The sequence below is a fragment of the Acinetobacter populi genome, from assembly GCF_002174125.1.
Taxonomy (GTDB): Bacteria; Pseudomonadota; Gammaproteobacteria; order Pseudomonadales; family Moraxellaceae; genus Acinetobacter; species Acinetobacter populi.
The window spans coordinates 268,509-288,922 of the sequence record NZ_NEXX01000003.1 but is presented as its reverse complement, the minus strand read 5'-3'; the positions used below and the strand labels follow the sequence as shown (position 1 = coordinate 288,922).

General features: G+C 41.2%; 15 protein-coding genes and 1 pseudogene. 6 read left to right on the top strand and 10 right to left on the bottom strand.

What is annotated here, in order from left to right:
* Positions 1 to 32: 32 nt before the first annotated feature.
* Positions 33 to 938 (bottom strand): alpha/beta fold hydrolase, encoded by a 906-nt coding sequence (locus CAP51_RS10460; RefSeq protein ID WP_087620698.1) that lies wholly within the window; start codon positions 936 to 938, stop codon positions 33 to 35.
* Between the two features lie 4 nt (positions 939 to 942).
* Complete coding sequence (locus CAP51_RS10455) at positions 943 to 1,494, bottom strand: PadR family transcriptional regulator (RefSeq protein ID WP_087620697.1); 552 nt, start codon at positions 1,492 to 1,494, stop codon at positions 943 to 945.
* Between the two features lie 184 nt (positions 1,495 to 1,678).
* Here CAP51_RS10455 and CAP51_RS10450 point away from each other — a divergent pair, with 184 nt between their 5' ends.
* Both CAP51_RS10450 and CAP51_RS10445 read left to right on the top strand, forming a co-directional pair.
* On the top strand, positions 1,679 to 3,703 hold the full coding sequence (locus CAP51_RS10450; RefSeq protein ID WP_087620696.1) for an NADPH-dependent 2,4-dienoyl-CoA reductase: 2,025 nt from the start codon (positions 1,679 to 1,681) through the stop codon (positions 3,701 to 3,703).
* A gap of 80 nt (positions 3,704 to 3,783) precedes the next feature.
* The gene (locus CAP51_RS10445) at positions 3,784 to 4,509 is read left to right on the top strand and encodes an SGNH/GDSL hydrolase family protein (RefSeq protein WP_087620695.1); all 726 of its coding nucleotides are present in this window, start codon (positions 3,784 to 3,786) and stop codon (positions 4,507 to 4,509) included.
* A 103-nt stretch (positions 4,510 to 4,612) separates the two neighbouring features.
* Here CAP51_RS10445 and CAP51_RS10440 read toward each other — a convergent pair whose 3' ends face one another.
* From CAP51_RS10440 to rpsU, 6 genes are all read right to left on the bottom strand, one after another.
* Positions 4,613 to 5,548 carry a hydrogen peroxide-inducible genes activator gene (locus tag CAP51_RS10440; protein WP_087620694.1) on the bottom strand — a complete coding sequence of 312 codons (936 nt, stop codon included), beginning with the start codon at positions 5,546 to 5,548 and terminating at the stop codon, positions 4,613 to 4,615.
* A gap of 14 nt (positions 5,549 to 5,562) precedes the next feature.
* The gene (locus CAP51_RS10435) at positions 5,563 to 6,501 is read right to left on the bottom strand and encodes an alpha/beta fold hydrolase (protein WP_087620693.1); all 939 of its coding nucleotides are present in this window, start codon (positions 6,499 to 6,501) and stop codon (positions 5,563 to 5,565) included.
* Between the two features lie 75 nt (positions 6,502 to 6,576).
* The gene (locus tag CAP51_RS10430; RefSeq protein ID WP_087620692.1) at positions 6,577 to 7,752 is read right to left on the bottom strand and encodes an NAD(P)/FAD-dependent oxidoreductase; all 1,176 of its coding nucleotides are present in this window, start codon (positions 7,750 to 7,752) and stop codon (positions 6,577 to 6,579) included.
* An 85-nt stretch (positions 7,753 to 7,837) separates the two neighbouring features.
* Positions 7,838 to 8,002: a rubredoxin RubA gene (rubA, locus tag CAP51_RS10425; protein WP_000760495.1), complete on the bottom strand. Its 165-nt coding sequence runs from the start codon at positions 8,000 to 8,002 to the stop codon at positions 7,838 to 7,840.
* A 408-nt stretch (positions 8,003 to 8,410) separates the two neighbouring features.
* A complete protein-coding gene (locus CAP51_RS10420) occupies positions 8,411 to 8,857 on the bottom strand; it encodes a GatB/YqeY domain-containing protein (RefSeq protein WP_087620691.1) in 447 nt (148 codons plus the stop codon).
* Between the two features lie 44 nt (positions 8,858 to 8,901).
* Positions 8,902 to 9,117, bottom strand: a complete 216-nt coding sequence (gene rpsU / locus CAP51_RS10415; protein WP_087620690.1) for a 30S ribosomal protein S21 — start codon at positions 9,115 to 9,117, stop codon at positions 8,902 to 8,904.
* Positions 9,118 to 9,269: 152 nt separating this feature from the next.
* On the opposite strand from rpsU, the gene tsaD reads away from it, so the two are divergent.
* Entirely contained in the window at positions 9,270 to 10,277 is a 1,008-nt protein-coding gene (tsaD, locus tag CAP51_RS10410) for a tRNA (adenosine(37)-N6)-threonylcarbamoyltransferase complex transferase subunit TsaD (RefSeq protein WP_087620689.1), read from the top strand.
* 311 nt (positions 10,278 to 10,588) lie between these two features.
* Entirely contained in the window at positions 10,589 to 10,801 is a 213-nt protein-coding gene (locus CAP51_RS10405; protein ID WP_087620688.1) for a KTSC domain-containing protein, read from the top strand.
* Positions 10,802 to 10,892: 91 nt separating this feature from the next.
* Here the strand turns inward: CAP51_RS10405 and coq7 are convergent, their stop codons facing one another.
* Together coq7 and CAP51_RS10395 are read right to left on the bottom strand one after the other, a co-directional pair.
* Complete coding sequence (gene coq7 / locus CAP51_RS10400) at positions 10,893 to 11,528, bottom strand: 2-polyprenyl-3-methyl-6-methoxy-1,4-benzoquinone monooxygenase (protein WP_087620687.1); 636 nt, start codon at positions 11,526 to 11,528, stop codon at positions 10,893 to 10,895.
* Between the two features lie 22 nt (positions 11,529 to 11,550).
* The gene (locus tag CAP51_RS10395) at positions 11,551 to 12,855 is read right to left on the bottom strand and encodes an MFS transporter (protein ID WP_087620686.1); all 1,305 of its coding nucleotides are present in this window, start codon (positions 12,853 to 12,855) and stop codon (positions 11,551 to 11,553) included.
* Positions 12,856 to 13,520: 665 nt separating this feature from the next.
* On the opposite strand from CAP51_RS10395, the pseudogene CAP51_RS10390 reads away from it, so the two are divergent.
* Both CAP51_RS10390 and CAP51_RS10385 read left to right on the top strand, forming a co-directional pair.
* Positions 13,521 to 15,686: pseudogene (locus tag CAP51_RS10390) on the top strand (autotransporter assembly complex protein TamA); the annotation flags it as partial.
* A 27-nt stretch (positions 15,687 to 15,713) separates the two neighbouring features.
* Positions 15,714 to 20,246 carry a translocation/assembly module TamB domain-containing protein gene (locus tag CAP51_RS10385; RefSeq protein WP_087620684.1) on the top strand — a complete coding sequence of 1,511 codons (4,533 nt, stop codon included), beginning with the start codon at positions 15,714 to 15,716 and terminating at the stop codon, positions 20,244 to 20,246.
* The last annotated feature ends 168 nt before the right edge of the window (positions 20,247 to 20,414 follow it).

The following is a 20,414-nucleotide window of genomic DNA, read 5'->3' as shown; positions in this document are numbered from 1 at the left end:
AAATGAGTGTTAAAAAAATTGGGTTTTTAGGGTCATGAGGCACGTAAAAATTCATTTAAAATTTTACCAAATTTCACTGGTTCTGACATTAATGGCACATGTCCGGATTTGTCCATAAGATGAATGGTTGCATCATCGAGTTGTTGGGCAATTTCCAGTTGTCCATGATACCCATATAAAGAAGATTGTTTCCCAATAATAAAATGTGTGGGTTTATCTAGGCTTGCAATGGCATCACGATAGTCTTCATCATGTTCAAGATAGGTGTGCAGATACCAGAGAATATATTGCAACGATTGTAATGGCATAAGGTGAGATTGGACTTTATTCAAAGGCAATTTACCCAGTAATGCAGTCAATGGCGAATGTGGATTTTGCAATTGCATAAATTCCAGCCATAAGTTTAGCAGTTGAATTTGTATATCTTTTGGTAAATTGGCAATAGATGAATAGTGTTGATAAGGCTCCACCAGACCAGAAATTTTAAGCATTAATTGTAAAAGCTGCTGCTGTTGCTCGCCCAATAAACCAAAATGCCATGATTCATCATTCTTGATTTTTGCACTTTGATCAATATGTAAATAGCGTTTGATATATTGATTAAACTGACCATATTTTAAACCATGCATTGTTGTCGTTGCGCCCATGGAATAGCCAATAACATCAATTTCCCCGATATTAAGCTGTTGTAAAAGTGCATGTATATCTTGCCAGTGACTATCAATGGCATTTAGGGCAGATGGAATTTTACAATGTCTTGAACCCCCAAAACCGCGAAAGTCAGGAATAATAAAGGATCGTGATTTTAAACTTGGCAGAATAAACGGTAACCATTGCCAGCTACTCATGCCCAGACCGGATAAAATGAGCACAGGTTCACCTGTTCCGATTTGGCGGACATAGAGTGATTCCTGATCAGGCATGAGATAGTGTGGCATTCAATTATTCCTTTGAGTCGTGATCTTGTTGCAAAATATCTATCATTTCTTCAATCCAGACGATCCAGCCAGCCTCTAGTTGGATACCAAGTTCGAGAATTTTTTGCTGAATCATTACGGTACGTGTCTGACCATTAGATTGCTTTTGCTGATCTTTTGCAAAAATATTTTTATATAAATCGTGTTGCGTGCGATGCAAAGTCAAATGTCTTTTTAATTCAGGTAAGATTAAATCTCCACCCAATTGTGCTTCGGCACGTAATTTTACCATTAATTCATCACGAAATTTTGCGGGCTGGCTTTCCTGTAAGATCCATTGATACAGTTCCTGCTTGCCAATGTCTTCAACCTGATAGGTTTTTTTGCGGGAATCTGTATCTTCGGTTTCAATGGTACTAATCCATCCTTTGTTCTGCATTTGTCCCAATTCGCGATAGATTTGCTGATGGGTGGCATGCCAGAAAAATCCCATCGAACGATCAAAGCGACGTGCCAAAGCAATACCAGTACTTGGTTTTTCTAATAAACTGGTCAAAAGAACATGGGATAAGGACATAAGATATTAGTACTCCGTTTTATCTATTTTAATTGTAAATTATTATGCAACATATTGCATAGTTTATTTCTATCGTTTATAACACCTTCTAAAGATTATGCAACATATTGCATAGTTTGCTGTATGATGAATTTATGATCGCAAAAATTTGCCAGCAATTGTATTTGCCAGCTAAGGAGTTTAAATGTCTGCATATCCACATTTATTAAAACCATTGGATTTGGGATTTACCACACTTAAGAATCGGGTATTAATGGGATCTATGCATATTGGTCTGGAGGAACAGGCCAATGGCTTTGAACGTCTTGCTGCATTTTATGCCAAACGGGCGCAAGGTGATGTTGGACTAATTGTAACTGGTGGTATTGCACCCAATGCCGCCGGTGTGGTGTTTGCTGGCGGCTCCAAGCTGGAAACATTAGAAGAGGCAGAACAGCATAAAATTGTTACGCAGGCTGTCCATGATGCAGGTGGCAAGATTGCTTTACAAATTTTGCATACTGGGCGTTATTCTTATCAGGAACATATTGTTGCACCTTCTGCAATTCAGGCACCGATCAATCCGGTGAAACCTCAAGCATTAACGTCTAATGAAGTTGTGCAAACCATTGATGACTTTGCCAATTGTGCAAAACTAGCGCAATATGCCGGCTACGATGGTGTGGAAGTCATGGGGTCAGAAGGTTATCTGATTAATGAGTTTATTGCAGCCCGAACCAATCATCGGGAAGATGAATGGGGCGGAAGCTATGAAAACCGGATACGTTTTCCGATTGAAATTGTAAAGCGCATTCGTGCAGCAGTTGGTGAACATTTTATTATTATCTATCGCTTGTCTATGCTGGATTTGGTCGAAGGCGGTTCAACTTTTGATGAAGTTATTCAACTTGCCAAGGAAATTGAAAAGGCTGGTGCAACCATTATTAATACTGGGATTGGCTGGCATGAGGCCCGTATTCCAACCATTGCCACCAAAGTTCCTCGCGCTGCATTTACCTGGGTTACAGAAAAACTTAAAAAACATGTCAGTATTCCTTTAATTACTTCGAATCGGATCAATACACCAGAAATGGCTGAATATGTATTGGCACAAGGGCAAGCCGATATGATCTCGATGGCGCGTCCAATGCTTGCTGATCCGGATTTTGTATTAAAGGCAGCTCAGGACCGTAGTGATGAAATCAATACCTGTATTGGCTGTAATCAGGCGTGTTTAGATCATATTTTTTCCCATAAAACAGCCACCTGTTTGGTTAATCCCGAAGCAGGTTATGAAACCGAATTACTATTTATTCCAACCACACAGCCTAAACATATTGCCGTGGTTGGGGCAGGGCCAGCAGGTTGTAGTTTTGCCATTTATGCGGCACGTCGTGGTCATAATGTCACGATTTTTGAAGCAGAACATCAGATTGGTGGTCAGTTTAATATCGCCAAAACCATTCCGGGCAAGGAGGAGTTTTATGAAACCTTACGATATTTTAATCGTCAGATTGAGCTGCATCCTCAGATTGAATTAAAACTGAATCACAAAGCTACTTTTGCAGAATTGAATCAGCCCGAATATGATGAAGTTGTAATTGCCACTGGTGTAACACCACGCCATTTGGAAATTGAAGGCAGTGATTCAGATAAGGTGCTGAGTTATCTGGATGTATTGAAATATCGCAAACCTGTAGGTAAAAAAGTAGCGATTATCGGTGCTGGCGGTATCGGTTTTGATACGGCAGAATTTTTGGTACAGCATGGTGAAAGTGCCACAGTAAATCCAGAAAAATTCTATCGTCAATGGGGCATTGATCCGCAATATACGCATGTGGGTGGTTTAAAGCCTGCACAATATGATGTGCCTGAACGAGAAGTGTATTTATTACAACGCAAGGCGATTCCTGTTGGTGCAAATCTTGGCAAAACCACAGGCTGGATTCACCGTACTGGCTTAAAACATCATCAGGTCAAGATGATTTCCGGTGTGCAGTATGACAAGATTGATCAGGCTGGTTTACATGTCACTATAAATGATCAGCAGACTGTACTGGAGGTCGATCAAATTGTGGTGTGTGCCGGACAGGAACCCTTTACTGCCATGTTTGACGAGTTACAACAGGCAGGAAAATCTGTACACCTCATTGGTGGTGCCAAACAGGCAGGTGAACTGGATGCCAAACGTGCAATTCGTCAAGGTGCCGAGTTGGCAGCGCAACTATAAATAAGGTTTTGGGGTATTGTCATATGCCCCATTATTTTTGATTTTATAAACTTTAACCCAGCCAAAACAGGGGGATAACAATGTGGTTAAGATTCACAACGTTTGCTTTATTACCCATTATCATGCTGCAAGGGTTTAAAGTCCGAAAGAGTATTCCAAGGCTTGCAGAGCCGAGTGGCGAGCGTGAAGGGATCAGTGGACAGGGCTTGCCCTTATCACTTCTTATTTTAGGCGATTCAGCGGCGGCAGGTGTTGGGGTTGACACTCAAAAACAGGCACTCTCTGGTGCAATTCTTACAAATTTGGAAAATGAATATTGTATCAGTTGGAAATTGCAGGCGCAGACTGGGCATACCAGTAAACAGGTATTGCGTGATCTACAACAATTGGATTCACGCAATTATGATGTGATTGTGACATCAGTCGGTGTCAATGATGTGACGCAATTGATCTCAACAAAAAAATGGTTAAAACAACAGCAACAGCTATTTACCCAATTACAAAACCGCTTTCAACCTAAAGTGATTATCGTCTTTAGTGTACCGCCGATGCAGCATTTTTCTGCTTTACCGAATCCTTTGGCTTGGTTACTGGGAAAGTATGCCAAGCAGATGAATCAATCATTAAAAAAATATTTGGCTTTACAGGATCAATTCAGATGGATTGAAAATGATATTAAAACATTGCAAGCACTCAATCTGCCTATGGCCCGTGATGGATTTCATCCCGGTAAGGAAATTTATGCCTTTTGGGGAGAGCAGGTCGCAAATATAATCAAAGCAATGTCTTCATCGAAGCTTAATTAAAAAAGCCAGACACTAATCAAAATGATAGGGTCTGGCTTTAAATTTTTGCTTCATCAATTGTTTGTTGATTAAGCTGAATTAGTAAATATCAGTTATACGCAACTTATTGCTTATCCAGATATTTGGCATTTTCAGATAAAATCGTTTGACTGATGGTCACAAGAATTTGTTGTAATAAATCAAATTCGGTTTGTAATGGCGTGCTTTTACGGGTAATTAAAGCAAGCGTTCGTTCTGGTGGATTCTTGATTGGATGAATCAGCAGTTTTTCATGTGACATCAGATTTGCATTTTGAATGGCAATTTCCGGCAACATGGTAAAGCCCAGATCGGCCAGTACCATTTCTAGCAGTGTAGGCAACGAACTGGCTTTTAGCCGTGAGTCATTTTTACGGTCATTAATCGGACACACACTCAAGGCATGATCCCGCAAACAATGACCTTCTTCCAGTAGAATTAAACGGGACAAATCCAGATCATCAATGGTCTTGGCCTGAATGGTCTGTTTATCATTGCGATTACATACAATAAATAATTTTTCAGTCGCAATTTCTTTGACTTTTAAACCATGCGTATCAAAAGGCAAAGCCAGAACCACCATATCCAGACTACCATGTTCCAAACCTTCGAGAATTTTTTCACTCTGGGCTTCATGGAGGTGGAGTTTGATGCGTGGTAACTGGGTTTGTACCGCTGTCAGAAGTTGCGTCAAAATAAAAGGTGCAATGGTTGGAATAATACCAAGATGCAGATCACCTGTTAGAGGCTCGCTCATTTCACGGCTGAGTCGCATCAAATCCTGTGCATCTGCCAAAAGAACACGTGCTCTGGTGACAACTTGTTCACCCAAAGGTGTTAATCGCACATTTTGTCGATCTCGTTCTACAAGAACTCCTCCTAAAAGGCGTTCTAATTCCATAATCCCACCGGATAGAGTGGATTGAGTGACAAATGAACGACGTGCAGCTTCGGTAAAATGCAAAGTCTCAGATAAGGTTACCAGATAGGAAAGCTGACGAAGTGAAGGTAAAGCGGCCATAATGTCCTAGGAAATCAATGATTAAAATATTGTACAAAGGTTTGAACCAGTTTGGGAATAAAATAGGGCTGAATATCATGTCCCATGCCTTCTACCAGTTCAAATTTTGCATTTTTGATCGCTTTTGCAACCGCTTTACCATGAGCAGGTGGCAATAACCGATCACGACTACCATGCACGACTATCGTAGGCTGTTGAATTTGTTTGTCAAGATGTAAAAGTGACCCTGTACAAAGAATTGCCAAAAATTGTTGTAAGATTCCTGTAGGATAATAGCTGCGCTGATAGAGTTTACGTGCAGTTTGTGCGGTTTCGATTTGATTAACAAAACCTGGCGAACCAATTGTATTAAAGACTTTGATCGAATGACGGATGATACTTTCTTCATCACGATTTTCCGGGCGACCAATCAGGCTAAATAATTGTTTGGGAAAAGGTGGCGGTAAAAAACGCTGATTGTTGCTGGTAAACAATAAACCAAGACGATCAACTTTTTCAGGATATTGCGCTGCCAAAATTTGTGCAATCATACCGCCCATTGATGCGCCAATCACATGAACTTTACTTAATTGCAGCACGTCCAGTAAAAGCTTTGCATCTTCTGCCATATCATACAGATTATAGGGTGCACCCTCATTACTCAAACCAAAGCTAAAGCGGCCCATCATTTTAATGGTATTTAACCTTTTGCCCTTTTTTTTAATTTTGCTGGATAAACCAATATCACGGTTATCAAAACGAATGACCTGAAAACCAGCATCAATCAGTTGTTTACAAAATGCATCGGGCCAGAATAATAATTGTGCACCTAAGCCCATAATCAGCAAAATAGTTGGATTGGCTGGATCACCGCCTATTTCCACATGCAGCTTTTGTTGATTGGGGAGTTCAACTGTTGCTTCCTGCATAAAGTGAGTATAAGGCGATGTTTTTAATGATAAAAGATTTGTCATTGTTTTTATCCTATGCAAGTTCATCATTAGACAGATATATGGGGGTCTAATGATGAAAAAACAAAACAGTTTTTCTTAGCTTTGAGGAATAAGATCCGGAACCAGTTTTGCCAAGGTCAGACGTTGTTTGCCTGCTGTTGCGCCTAGTAATACAAAACCACGTAATGTTCCTTGCGGATCAAAAGCCTTGGCCAGCATACCATCATCGAATTCTTCGGTTTCCCAGTTTACTTCAACATTGGCTGGTGCTGGTAAAACGGTTAGCGGTGCAGCAGGGGTTTTGACGGCAACTGGCATGGCAGGATAATGCACACGCGTAGTTTCACCCGCCAGTGTTTTGGCCAAGGCACGGGCTTGCTGCATCAGCGGCATCACATAAGGTAATAATGTACCATTTACTTCTGCACAATCGCCAATGGCATAGATATCCGGCAGATTGGTTTCCAGTAATGAATTACTAATAATGCCACGGCTGGTATGGATACCTGCTTGTTTGGCCAAATCCAGATTTGGTTGTAAACCAATGGCCGACAAGACCACATCTACCACAAAACGCTGTCCATTTGCCAGTGTTACTTCATAATCATCATTGGCGATTTTATTGACTTTATCAACGGTTGTACCAAGAATAAATTTGATACCTGCTTCTTCAAGATTTTGACGAAATGCAGCGGCTGTATGCGCGGGTAATAAACGACCCAAAGGTTGTGGTGCCAAATCGACCACAGTAACGTGGTGATCGGTATTTTGCAGGTCATTGGCAAATTCACAACCAATTAAACCGGCACCTAAAATCAGCACACGTTTATCGGGGCGTTGATCCAGTCGTTCACGAAAAGCGCGATAATCAGTTAGATTGTTGACGACATGAATATCTTCGGCACCATCACCGGAAATGGCCAGACGAATTGGATTGGCACCCACAGCTAGAATGAGTTTTTGATAAGACAGTGTAGAATGTTCACCCTGATGTTCAAGTGCTATGGTATGCGCTGTACTATCAATTGATTTGACCCAGGTATGTGCCTTGATGGTCATTTTAAGTTGAGAACTCATTTTGTCGGCATCACCCAAAGCAATTTGTTCTGGTACTTTTTTACCAACAAGTGCATTTGATAGTGTTGGCTTGGCATAATTGATAGCATCATCTGCACAGATCATCACCAGTTCCTGCTCTGGATTAAGTTTACGATACTCTCTTGCAAGTGTATAACCAGCCATACCAGAACCAATAATGACGATAGGATGCATTCTAATCTCCACGCTAAATGATAAAATTTTACAACATTAAATAAATAAAAAAACCATGCAAAGCGCATGGTCTTTATAGTTCGATTTAGATCTCAATCATTTCAAAATCTGCTTTTGACACGCCACAATCCGGGCAAGTCCAGTCATCGGGAATATCTTCCCATTTTGTTCCAGCGGCAATACCATCTTGTGGCCATCCTTCTGCTTCATCATAAATCCAACCACAAACGATACACTGATACTTCTTCATCTAAATCTCCAAGCGCTGACTAGGTGGAACATTCTGCCTATCAGACAAAATAAACTTAAGCAAATGGTCAATTTAACTTAAATTTTTTTACTGCGCTCTCATATTAAAATGCTACGCAAAGAAAATAAAGTCTGATTTGAGTTTACCACTCTACGATTTATTAGATATGTCTAAATTGGCAATACTTTAAGTCAAACCTGCAAATAATGATTTATCATTTTAAGACAATTTATCATTTTTTATGCTGTGATTTCACTTGATTGGATAAAAACTGTGGGGCGAGGAGAGGGGCAATTGGGCAAAATATTATGCAGCACACAAAAGCCTGCCATCATTTTGGATGAGGCATATGAAAAAATAAAATGTAGGAAGTTAAGACAACCAGTGTTGGCAATTAGTTTTTGCTAACTAGGCCAGTTTGGCTTTTATTTTTGCGGAAACTTGTGAAGGATCGGCACGTCCGGCTATGATCGGACGTAGAGAATTCATCACCTTACCCATATCTTTCATGCTAGTGGCACCTTGAGCAGTAATTGTTTGCTCAATGAGAGAATCAAGCTCGTCCTCAGTCATAGCTTCTGGTAGAAATTGAGAGAGTACCTCAAGTTCGGCTTGTTCTTTACTAGCTAAATCTTCTCGACCTGCGCCAGAAAAGGCTTTGATCGATTCTTTGCGTTGTTTTACCTGTTTTTCGACGACAGAAAGCACTTGAGCATCGTCAAGTTCAATACGTTCGTCTACTTCAATTTGTTTGATCGCTGCCTGTAGACCACGAATTACTGTTACAACTGCCATATCTTTGGCACGCATTGCGTTTTTAAGGGTATCAGTAATTTGAGTTTTTAAAGTGGTCATAGTAGTCGCGTTCTTTTTACAAATTGTAGATTAATGAGAACAAGTTAGTATAGGCGAGTTGTACGGATAGATTCACGAGCAACTTTTTTTGCATAACGTTTAACAGCAGCAGCTTTTTTACGTTTACGCTCTTGAGTTGGTTTTTCGTAGAATTCACGTTTACGAACGTCGGCTAAAACACCTGCTTTTTCGCATGAGCGTTTGAAACGACGGATAGCAACGTCAACTGGTTCGCCTTCTTTTAACTTAACTTGTGGCATATAGAATCCTCTGTTAGATGATGGATAAATAAATGCAAGTACGCCACGTACTTACGGTGAATGAGTGCAGCATTTTACGCTTTTACAATCATAAGTACAAGTCTATAATGACAGCGAATCCAAATAACCCCATAGAAATAGGCATTTTTGACATGATTGTACTTGGTTTGGAAACTTCTTGTGATGAAACAGGCTTGGCTTTGTATGACAGCAAGCAAGGACTTTTGGGGCAGGTACTCTATAGTCAGATCAAGCTACATGCAGAATATGGTGGTGTGGTGCCGGAATTGGCATCACGAGATCATGTGCGTAAACTGATTCCTTTACTGGAAGAGTTGCTGGCACAAAGTGGCCTAAAGAAATCTGAAATTGATGCGATTGCTTATACCCGTGGACCAGGTTTGATGGGCGCATTAATGACAGGTGCATTGTTTGGGCGTAGTCTGGCATTTGCTTTAAATATTCCTGCGATTGGTGTACATCATATGGAGGGGCATTTGCTGGCGCCATTATTATCAAAAAATCCGCCACAATTTCCTTTTGTGGCTTTGTTGGTATCAGGTGGACATACACAATTAATGGCAGCACATGCGCTAGGGCAATATGAACTTTTGGGCGAGTCGATTGATGATGCCGCAGGTGAAGCCTTTGATAAGGTTGCCAAAATGTTGAATTTACCTTATCCCGGTGGCCCACAAATTGCCAAACTGGCATTGCAGGGCAATCCTGATGCCTTTGCATTTCCACGTCCTTTGATGCAGCAAGCCTTAAACTTTTCTTTTAGTGGTTTAAAAACAGCCGTGTCGAGTCAGATCAAGGCCGTAGAAGGACAGGGACGAGAAGCAGATATTGCAGCATCTTTTCAGGAAGCTGTGGTGGATACATTGGTCAAAAAATCTATTAAGGCATTAAAAGCAATTGGTTTAAAACAATTGGTCATTGCTGGCGGGGTCAGTGCCAATCAACGATTAAGAGAAAAACTGGAAAACTCTTTAAGTGGGATGGGGGCCAAAGTCTATTATGCCGAACCTGCTTTATGTACCGATAATGGTGCCATGATTGCTTTTGCCGGTTATCAGCGTTTACAGGCCGGGCAGCAGGATGATTTGGCAGTTACCACTACACCACGCTGGCCGATGACAGAGTTAAGTTTGGTTTAAACACGATTAATAGAAGCTATGTTGTCTAAAGGAGGGCATGGCTTCTATCTGTTTAAAATAAGCATAATTAGAATAGATGATTTACAGATACAAAACATAAGTAAATTTGCATGATTTTTAGAAGAGGAAAATCACTATCGTAAAATTTCAACAAGCATATGCAAAAAAACTATAAATCAATACCTTAATCTTTTGTACAAAAGCAATTTTTCATGCTATGACTGTCTAATGATTGATCATTGTGTTGATCAATCGGTATAAAAATTGCAAAGCTAGCTTGTACCGTTTCACATACAAAAGAGAGGTGCTTTATGCTCGATTTAAAAGTCACGATGTTTAAATATGATGCGTCCTCTAGATGCCTAAAACTATTTTATAGTGATGGCAGTGGGGCAATCTTTAAATCTGTGCCTGAATTTGTGCACCGGAATCTTTTGCGATGTGAGGATAAAGCAGCTTTTGTGCAGAAATATCTGGAATATGATTTACATTTTACCAAGATTACCTTGATGTCTGCTGCATAATAAAAAGCCCTGATTTGAGTGATCAGGGCTTTTTTAGTCATTTGATTTTTATCTACAATAAAATTATAAAGCATAACGAGTTAAAAGCGAATTATACATAATAACTGGTTTTGGTCATGGTTTTTGAAATAAGGGTCATGACAATACGTACCGGAACAGGCAAGTCTACACCACCGGCATTTAAGGCTGTATCACGATGATGTAACTCATCTTCATTCATCTGTTCCAGAATGACTTTTGAGCGTTGATCCTGTGCAGGGAGTTGTGCAAGATGGGAAAGTAGATGTGCGCTGACTTGTTTTTCCGTTTCTGCGACAAAACCCAAGCTGTATTTATCACCAGCAATACCGGCTGCTGCACCCATGGCAAAAGACAGGCTATACCAGACTGGATTTAACAGACTAGGATAACTATTTAACTCTTTTAAGCGATCTTCACACCATGCCAGATGATCCTGTTCTTCTTCGGCCGCATGTTCCATTTCCAGACGCACACTTGGTAATTTTGCTGTCATGGCCTGACCATGATAGAGCGCTTGAGCACAGACTTCGCCACTATGATTTACCCGCATCAAGCCTGCGACATGGCGTGCCTCATTAATCGTAAGCTGTGAGTCTAAGTCGGCAGCCGGATTATGACGGTGTGCAGCGGTTGCGCCGGGCACCAGACTGCGTAAAGCCTGATCAAAAGAATTAATCATGCGGTCTAAACCAGTAAATTGACGCATCGCTTTTCCCCCTGAATGCATGTTATGGCGTATTTAAGCGCTGACGAATTTTGACAACTAACAGACCTGTCACCACAGCACTTAGAATAGCGGTAATGTTAAATAAATGTAATAGTGTCAACTGTAAACTACTCAGTACGATGATGCAAAAAATTGCAGCGGTGACCATAAAAATTGCATTAAAAATGTTATTGGCTGCGACAATTCTGGCACGCTGGGTTTCTGGTGATTTTGCCTGCATCATGGCATAGAGCGGTACGATATAAAAACCGCCACTTATTCCGAGCAGGGTCACGGCAGCAAAAACATGGTAATAGCTGATGCCTTGTCCAAATACTTGTGCAATATTGAAATATTCGCCCTGTTGTTGCGGCACACTGCCTAATGCCCAAGATAAATAAAATGCAAACAGGGTTAAACCAATTGAGCCAAGCGGCACCATTTTAATATTAACGCTATTGCCACTAAGTTTTTTACATACTGCCGAACCGATCACCACACCTACAGAAAAGAAAGTCAGTACCACACTGGATACATTTTCATTGCCATGCAGATATTGCTGAGTCATTTGAGGAATTTGTGTGATGACTGTTGCACCATAAAACCAGTACCAAGAGTTACCAAGTAAAATTAAGAAGATGAGTGGTAAACTATAGCTAAGGCGGATAATTTGCCCGCTGGTGACAAAAAAATTCCAGTTGACTTTTAATGTTGAGTCAGCAATCTTTTGTTTTAAAATCTGGCGACTAGAGAGATAGCCTAAGACTGCCACAGCCAGAACCGTCAGGCTAATCCACCACATACTGCCAGCCGAGAGTGAAATGACAATCCCGCCGATGACCATACCGAGTAAAATAGCCAGTGAAGTCCCGGATTGAAAGATGGCGTTACCGGACATCAATTCCTGTTCAGTTAAAATATCCGGCAAGATCGCATATTTGATCGGACCAAAAAATGCAGCTTGTGTGCCGGTTAAGAATAAAGCACACAATAAAATCCATAAATTGCCAAGAAAAAAACCGACAGTTGCCAAAAGCATAATGCAGATTTCACCAATTTTAAGCCAGCGGATCAGTTGCGAGCGTTCATAACGATCGGCAATTTGTCCAGCAGTGGCAGAAAAAATAAAAAAAGGTAAAATAAACAAAAGTGCCGCAACATTGTTTAATGTGCTAATGTTGATCTCGCCACGGTTGATCCAGCCATAAGTAAATACCATGAGTAAGGCGTATTTATAAATATTATCGTTGAATGCGCCAAAAAACTGGGTGAGGAACATCGGTAGAAATCGGCGTGATGTGAGTAAGCTGGTTGACTTGGTTGGCATTTATTCGCCCTGTAAATATGAATTTTGGGTAAAATTTTGTCTGTAGTTTAAGATAGTTTGTAAAGTATGAATATAGGTGCTTTACAAGTTGGTGTTAACAAAAGAGAATCATATCTTGGGAAACGCCAAATTTAATTGAGTTCAATATGCCGAATCCAAACAAGAAAATACTTAATCGATCTCTATTGGCAGTTGCTATTGATGATTTATTGTATGTATCTCGTCATGGCAAAACTGTTTTGCTTGGTATAAGTTGTGTGTTTTCTACCTTGTCTTATGCAGAGGACATGGTGCTCTCTAGTCCCGATAGCAGCCTTGTTGATACAGCCATTGAAAAGCATGAACAGCAACAAACACAGCAGATTCAGGACGCATTACAACAACAGGCAGAAAATGCCCAGACCGATCAACAAAACTTAAATACGGCATTGCAGGAATTTCAGACCGAAGCAGTGTATCAGCTTAATGATGCTGATATCCCTCCGGTTGATCAGAATATGCTGAATGAAATCAATCAGATCGCAGTAGAGGCACAACAAGAAGCAAAACAGCAGGAACAACAATTACCGACAGTGCAACAGGCAATTAATGCGCAGAAGACCGACAGTTCATCACAGGAAGCCATTTTTGTTGCGCCACAGGAACAGCAAGCCAAAGTCGATCAACTGATGCAGGAGTTGCAGGCGGATCAGATAGAATTACCACAATTTCAGGCAAGTGGTTCAAGCGAAGATCCAAGTAATCCTCAAACCAGTGCCATGACCGAAACCAAAAAACGTGGTTTTTTTGCACGTTTATTTCGACGTGGAAATGATAATAACGAACAGGTTGAAGCATTACCTAAAATTAATGTGACTGTCACCGGAACCAGTAGTGAACCGGATGAAGCGCTTTTGGCAGAGAATATTGATGCAAAACTGTCTACTTTTACTGTAGATGCGTTTGAAGATTTTAATGTTGCCTTGCCACAAATTAGAAATATGGCCACACTGGCAGCGCAGGCAGTAGGTTATTATGAATCTGAGTTTAAATTCACCAAAAAAGATGAAAACGATCTGGTGGTGGATGTCAAGCCGAAGGAACCTGTTACGGTAAAATCACAACTGATTGAATTTTCAGGTGCGGGTGCAACCCGTCCAGCTTTTCAGGTAATTTCCGTCGTACCGGATTTAAATGAAGGTGATGTTTTTAATCACGGTTTGTATGAAACCACCAAAAACCGTATTAGCAGTGCAGCCAGTGATCAGGGCTATTTTGATGCGTATTGGCGCATGCATGATGCCAAAGTCACCTTGCCGGAAAATACAGCGGATATCAGCCTAAAATATGAAACCGGTGAGCGCTATGTATTAAATGGTGTTGAATTTCGCATGAGTGATCCGGATAAACCATTTCCCTTGCGTCGATCTGTACTGGAAAAGCTGGTGCCATTTAAAGAGGGTGATGATTATACGAGCTGGCGGGTAAGTTTATTATCAAATAATCTGATTAACAGTCGTTATTTTAATTATGCACTGGTTAATGTGATTAAGCCGGATCCAATTGACAAACCTTTGGAACTTCCTGATGACGTAAAAGAAATCTTACAACAAAGTCAGGCTCAACAGAATGATGCGACAACTTCTGAAAATAATGATCAGGTTGCCGTGGAGTCTCAGCAAGTTGTGGATGAAACGGTTTTTGCCGGTGCACAGGATGACCAAACCCTCAAAACTGCATCTGATGCAGACACCTCACAAAATGATGACGAAAATGAACAATTAAAGGCCAAAGCACGAGAAGAGAAAAAGATTCCGGTAATTGTCTATCTCAATGCAGATACCTTAAATAACCTTGAAACAGGTATTGGTTATGGCACCGATACAGGCGTACGCTTAAGAACGCAATATCGCCGGTCTATCGTTAATGATCGAGGACATAGCTTTGATGCCAACATGGAATTGTCGCAAGTCCGACAATCTATTGATGGACGCTATATGATTCCATATAAGGATCCACTCAATGATTATTTTAATATTGTCGGTGGTTATGAACGTGAAGTACGCGGTGATATTGGACAAGGCGTAGAGTTGGATATTGAATCTGCTGTAGTTGGGGCAGAACGGACAATTAAACGGCCTTTGGGTGAATGGCAACATAATTTATCCGTGCGTTACCGTTTGGATCGAATCACCACCAAGGGCGACAATATCGATTACGATGATATTCCGGATGCGTTTAAAGTTATTAGTTCAGATCCGGAACAGGAATCTCTGCTGTTTGGCTATGAAATTAGTCGAACCAATCAGGATAATCGGGTTAATCCGACCAAAGGTTTTCGTCAATTCTACCGTGCCGAAGCAGGGTCAAAAAGTTTGTTGACCGAAACCGATATGGCCATTTTAAGTGCAGGCTGGCGTTTTATTTATTCTCTGGGTGAAAATGCCGATCATCAGTTTGTTGGACGTGGCGATCTTGGTTATATTGTGACGGATAATTTTGATCAAGTGCCTTATAATTTACGTTATTTTGCCGGTGGCGATCAAAGTATTCGTGGTTATGATTATAAAAGTCTGTCACCTAAGGAAGATGATTTATTGTTGGGTGGTCAGGTCTTGGCCGTTGGTTCGCTGGAGTACAACTATCAATTTAAAGAAGGCTGGCGTGCAGCCGTATTTACTGATGTGGGTAATGCCTACGATAAAGATTTTAAAACCGAAACCAAATACGGCGTAGGTTTGGGCCTACGCTGGGCTTCACCGATTGGTCCGATTCGTATTGATGTCGGTGCAGGGATTAGTGAAGATAGTATTCCAATTCGTTTACACTTTTTTATTGGACCACCACTGTAATAAAAACAATTTTATTTTGGATAAGGTATGACTGAGCAATTACCAGAAACAACACCTCCACAATCAAAAGGGAAAATCTGGCGCATTATTCGCTGGATCGTTCTTGGTTTGATCGGTTTTCTTCTTGCACTCATCATTGCATTGGGTTTATTGGCAAGTTCAGATCGAGGAAGTCACTGGTTGCTTGATTTTGTCATGAATCGTCAGCAAATGGTGCATTACCAGTACGAACAGGGCAATCTAGTTCGTGGGCTTATCCTAAAAGATATATTGGTTAAGGTGAAAGATGTTGAGGTACAAATTGACCGGGCTGATGTACGTCTGGGCTGGCGGGCACTGGTCAAGCGCGAATTACACTTCATGACTGCCAAAGTGGGCACGGTTCATGTCATTAACCATGCACCGCCCAACGATGATCCATTTAAATTCAGTGAGTTAAAATTACCTTTTGTGCTACGGCTAGATGATGCAAATTTGGCCAAACTGGTGATTCAATCGGCAGAATCTACAGTTAATTTTTATAATATTCACTTAAATGATGCTGTCTGGTCGGGGACTAAAATCCAGTTGGTCAATTCGTCACTGGATATGGACTTTTTAAATGTCAAAAAAGTCACAGGGTTTATTTTATTACAAGATAAATATCCGTTAAATCTCCGTGCAGATTTGACGATTCCAGCATTAAAGGATTTAAATTTACATCAGATTAAGGTTTCTGCCCGTGGTGATGTGGATACCTTGCGAGCAGGGGTTGCTTCTGCTACGCCAGATGTCATTTCTGGTTATGTCGTGGCTCATCCGGTACGCAAAGATGTGCCGATGCAGGGTAAATTAAGCTGGCAAACATTCCATTGGCCGATCGCACCCGAACAAAAATTATATTCGGAAAAAGGTCAGATTGATTTGTCGGGAGACTTAAAACAGCTCAATTTTGTGCTGGATAGTGATCTTGAAGGTGAAAATATTCCCAAAGGGAATTATCAGGCATTGTTAAATACCGATCTGAAACAAATGAATATTGAAAAATTCGTGGGTTCACTCATGAATGGTCAACTGGATTTATCTGGTCATCTCAACTGGGAAAATGGTCTGGTTTGGGATATCAAAGGTCGTGCTCAGGGTCTTAATCCGAAAGATAAAAATATTCCCGAAGAGATACAGGGTTTTCTGCCGCCGGATATGAGTAGTCAAATTTCCTCCAAAGGCAGCATGGATAAACAGTCTGATATTCTAGCGACGCTTGACTTTGATCGCTATGAGCGTTGGGATGTGCATCTAAAACAGAATCCATCTACACAAAATCAGTCTGCACAGAATCAGTCGAAGGAAAAACAACAACCTTGGTTGATGAATGTCAGCTGGAGTAATATCAATCGGGAAATGCCTTATATTGGTTGGTTGAATAGCCGAAAAGGGGATGTTGATATTGTATTGGCAGAACAAGGGCAGGATATCAAGGTTGCAACAGATATAGATGCCAATGAAAAATCAAGTTTACCTGCTGGTCATTATCAATCGACATTGAATTTCGCCAATAATATCTTGAATATAAAGAACTTCAGTCTAACACAGGGACAAAGTTCGCTTTCTGGTCAGGCAGTGGTGAATTTACCGACTGATAAAACGCAGTTGAAATGGCATGCCGATTTAAATGCCAAACAGTTTAATCCGCAAACCATTAGTTCTGCTGCACCTGTTAATCGTCTTGATGGTCGTCTGACTGCACAGGGTTATCAGGACAATCTTAAACAAGTTATTCAGCTGAAAGGAATTGATCTTAAAGGACAAATTCCGCAAGGCAATACTTCGCAAAGTGTCTCTTTAACCGGACAATCGACTGCTGTTGTGATTATGCATGATGGCAAAAATCAGAGTGGTTTAAAAAGCTTTGCCGTACAGTATAACGGTGCCTTGAATGCACAAAATTATAGTCAGGGGCCTTTACGTCTGAATCTTTCCGGCACGCCTAGCATGATCAAATTGACCGAGCTGTATCATCAGGGGGCGGCAGGCGAGATCAAAGCCAACGGGACTGTAAACTTGGCGCAGGGACTGGCGTGGGATATTCATGCCAATTTACAGCAATTTAAACCGCAATTCTTTGTCTCTACGGTCAAGGGTGAAATTACCGGACAGGTCAATAGCACAGGTCAATGGTCGGATCGGCAGAAACATATTTCAATTCGTGATCTGAATTTACGTGGCCAATTAAACAATAAGCCGTTATTAGGACAGGGTAATCTGGCACTCAGTTTCAGTGATGTGAATGGTTTTGTACCCAAGCAGTTTGAAGCAAATAATCTGGTGTTGAGTTATGCCAACAATATTTTGCATGCCAGTGGTAATGCACAGCGCTTACAGTTAAATATCAACGCTTCCAATTTATCCGAACTTTATCAGGGATTACGCGGCACGGTAAAAGGCTTTATTTCTGTACAAACCCATCCAAAATTAAATGCCAGATCCAATCTTATTGTTCAAAACTTTGCCTATAATAATGTGGCTAGTATTGAAAATTTAAGTCTGGTGGGAACCTTGCCGACAGGGGATCAGGCATCACAAATGGTGATGCATTTGCAGAATCTTCGCAGTGGTGAACGGGGAATAGATGATGCCAAACTGGAATTACAAGGTACACGTGCGGCACATCTTTTAAAAATTCAGGGTCAAAACAGCATCAGTAAATTCTATGTTCAGTTTGCTGGTGGTCTGAACCAGAATAATGATTGGCTGGGCCAAATTCAAAAAGGTTCTTTTGAGTCAAAACGGGTGTCACTGCAACAAAGCCAAAATGCAGCATTGATTTTCCGTAAAAATCAGAATCAACTTGCCATTACCCAGCACTGCTGGATCAGTCAGGGACGTGAACAAAGTCAGATTTGTCTAGATCAGCCATTGATTGCTAGTCAGAATCAGGGGGCCGTTTCTGTACAGATTAAAAATATCGAATTGGGCGATTTTGCTGCCTTTATGCCAACTGGCTTGGCTTTAAGCGGAAAATTAAATGGTTATAGCCATGTATCATGGCTGAATGGTCAGCCGATGCAAATGGATACCCAGCTTGTCACTAAAAGCGGTAATATTGGGATTTCCAGTGATGATCTGGATGTCCCTGCTGCTTCTCTTGCCTACAATGAGTTGCGTCTGGGTGCAAAAACGCTGCCTCAGGGCTTGGCACTGCGTTTAAATGCAGATACGCCATTATTGGGGACAGGGTTTGTTAGTTTATTGGTTGGTACTCAAGGACAAGATAAAGCCATATCAGGTGATATTGCACTTGATCAAGTCAAACTCAGTTTATTTAAGCCATTTATTTCCGATATTCGTGTATTGGACGGAAAATTATCGGCAGCAGGAAAATTAAGCGGTACGCTGCAACAACCGTTGTTTAATGGCGAAATTCGTCTTAAAGATGGTCAGCTTGCCATGATTAGTGTGCCACTTAATTTGCAAAATATTCAGCTAGCATCGTCAATTCGTGGCAGTCAGGCAACGGTTACCGGCGGATTCAATGCGGGACGCGGTGTTGGTAAAATTAGCGGTAATGCCGATTGGGGTGCATCGCCAATTATCAAATTGAATCTTTCAGGGCAGGAGTTATTGGTTGCCCAGCCACCATTGGTGAGTGCTTCGGTATCACCTGAGATTAATGTCGATATTCGACCAGCGCTTAAACAATTGACAGTCAATGGTAAAGTTGACGTACCGCGTGCGGTCATTTCCATGCCGGAAAGTAGTCCAAATGTGATTGCAACCTCGGCAGATGTACGAATTGTCAAAAGTGGACAGGACCAGTTGGCGATTCTCAAAGCAGCAACACCCTGGAATATACGTGCAGACATTGCTGTAAGTTTAGGTGATGCAGTGGTGTTCCGCGGCTTTAATAGTGTGATTCCATTGGCAGGTCGAATTAATCTGTCACAACGTGGAACTGCAATTGCCATGCAAGCCAGTGGTGCAGTCGGTGTAAGCCAACAAGTTAAAATTGAAGCTTATGGACAAAGTCTGGATCTTAACCGTGCTATTGCACGTTTTGGTGGTGAACTTGCCAATCCATCGCTGGATATTGATGCCACCAAAAGTGTGCAAAACAGTACGGTTGGTGTGCGTGTTACCGGTGTGGCAAGTCGACCAAATATCCAGATTTACAATGATGCAGGTCTGACTGAACAAGAAGCATTAAATGCCTTGTTAACTGGTCGTATCAGTAGTGGGTCCAGTGGTGTAAATAATACAGAAGGCTTTAAATCTGATGTAAATAATACCATTGCGGCAGCCGGTATCAGTATGGGGCTGGGTGGAACTCGAGCGTTTACCAATCAGATTGGTCGTACCTTTGGTTTAAGTGGTCTAGCGCTAGATGCACAGGGTTCAGGTGATGATACTCAAGTGAGTGTCACCGGGTATATTACACCGGATCTATATTTGCGCTACGGTGTCGGGATATTTACCCCGGTAAATAAATTGACCTTACGTTATCAGGTAAATCGCCGTTTATATATGGAGGCCAGTTCATCCGTTGAACGTGCTGTAGATATTTTCTACAACTGGAAGTTTTAACATATGCAGGCATTATTGATGATGATGCTGAAATTTGGGTGAATAACGTCTCAAAATATCGCCATGCTAGCCAAAAGTGGCATGGCGAACAGGATATGCAATCAGCATATAATAGGAAACAAAGATTTAGTGACTTAAAGTTTGTTAGCAGGACATGATGTCTGGTAT

Excerpts from the sequence above, each read along its gene's own strand:
- CAP51_RS10430 (WP_087620692.1), bottom strand. The coding sequence starts at position 7,752 with ATGCATCCTATCGTCATTATTGGTTCTGGTATGGCTGGTTATACACTT.
- CAP51_RS10395 (WP_087620686.1), bottom strand. The coding sequence starts at position 12,855 with ATGCCAACCAAGTCAACCAGCTTACTCACATCACGCCGATTTCTACCG.
- tsaD (WP_087620689.1), top strand. The coding sequence starts at position 9,270 with ATGATTGTACTTGGTTTGGAAACTTCTTGTGATGAAACAGGCTTGGCT.
- coq7 (WP_087620687.1), bottom strand. The coding sequence starts at position 11,528 with ATGCGTCAATTTACTGGTTTAGACCGCATGATTAATTCTTTTGATCAG.
- CAP51_RS10460 (WP_087620698.1), bottom strand. The coding sequence starts at position 938 with ATGCCACACTATCTCATGCCTGATCAGGAATCACTCTATGTCCGCCAA.
- CAP51_RS10455 (WP_087620697.1), bottom strand. The coding sequence starts at position 1,494 with ATGTCCTTATCCCATGTTCTTTTGACCAGTTTATTAGAAAAACCAAGT.
- CAP51_RS10450 (WP_087620696.1), top strand. The coding sequence starts at position 1,679 with ATGTCTGCATATCCACATTTATTAAAACCATTGGATTTGGGATTTACC.
- CAP51_RS10405 (WP_087620688.1), top strand. The coding sequence starts at position 10,589 with ATGCTCGATTTAAAAGTCACGATGTTTAAATATGATGCGTCCTCTAGA.
- rpsU (WP_087620690.1), bottom strand. The coding sequence starts at position 9,117 with ATGCCACAAGTTAAGTTAAAAGAAGGCGAACCAGTTGACGTTGCTATC.
- CAP51_RS10440 (WP_087620694.1), bottom strand. The coding sequence starts at position 5,548 with ATGGCCGCTTTACCTTCACTTCGTCAGCTTTCCTATCTGGTAACCTTA.
- CAP51_RS10445 (WP_087620695.1), top strand. The coding sequence starts at position 3,784 with ATGTGGTTAAGATTCACAACGTTTGCTTTATTACCCATTATCATGCTG.
- CAP51_RS10420 (WP_087620691.1), bottom strand. The coding sequence starts at position 8,857 with ATGACCACTTTAAAAACTCAAATTACTGATACCCTTAAAAACGCAATG.
- CAP51_RS10435 (WP_087620693.1), bottom strand. The coding sequence starts at position 6,501 with ATGACAAATCTTTTATCATTAAAAACATCGCCTTATACTCACTTTATG.
- rubA (WP_000760495.1), bottom strand. The coding sequence starts at position 8,002 with ATGAAGAAGTATCAGTGTATCGTTTGTGGTTGGATTTATGATGAAGCA.
- CAP51_RS10385 (WP_087620684.1), top strand. The coding sequence starts at position 15,714 with ATGACTGAGCAATTACCAGAAACAACACCTCCACAATCAAAAGGGAAA.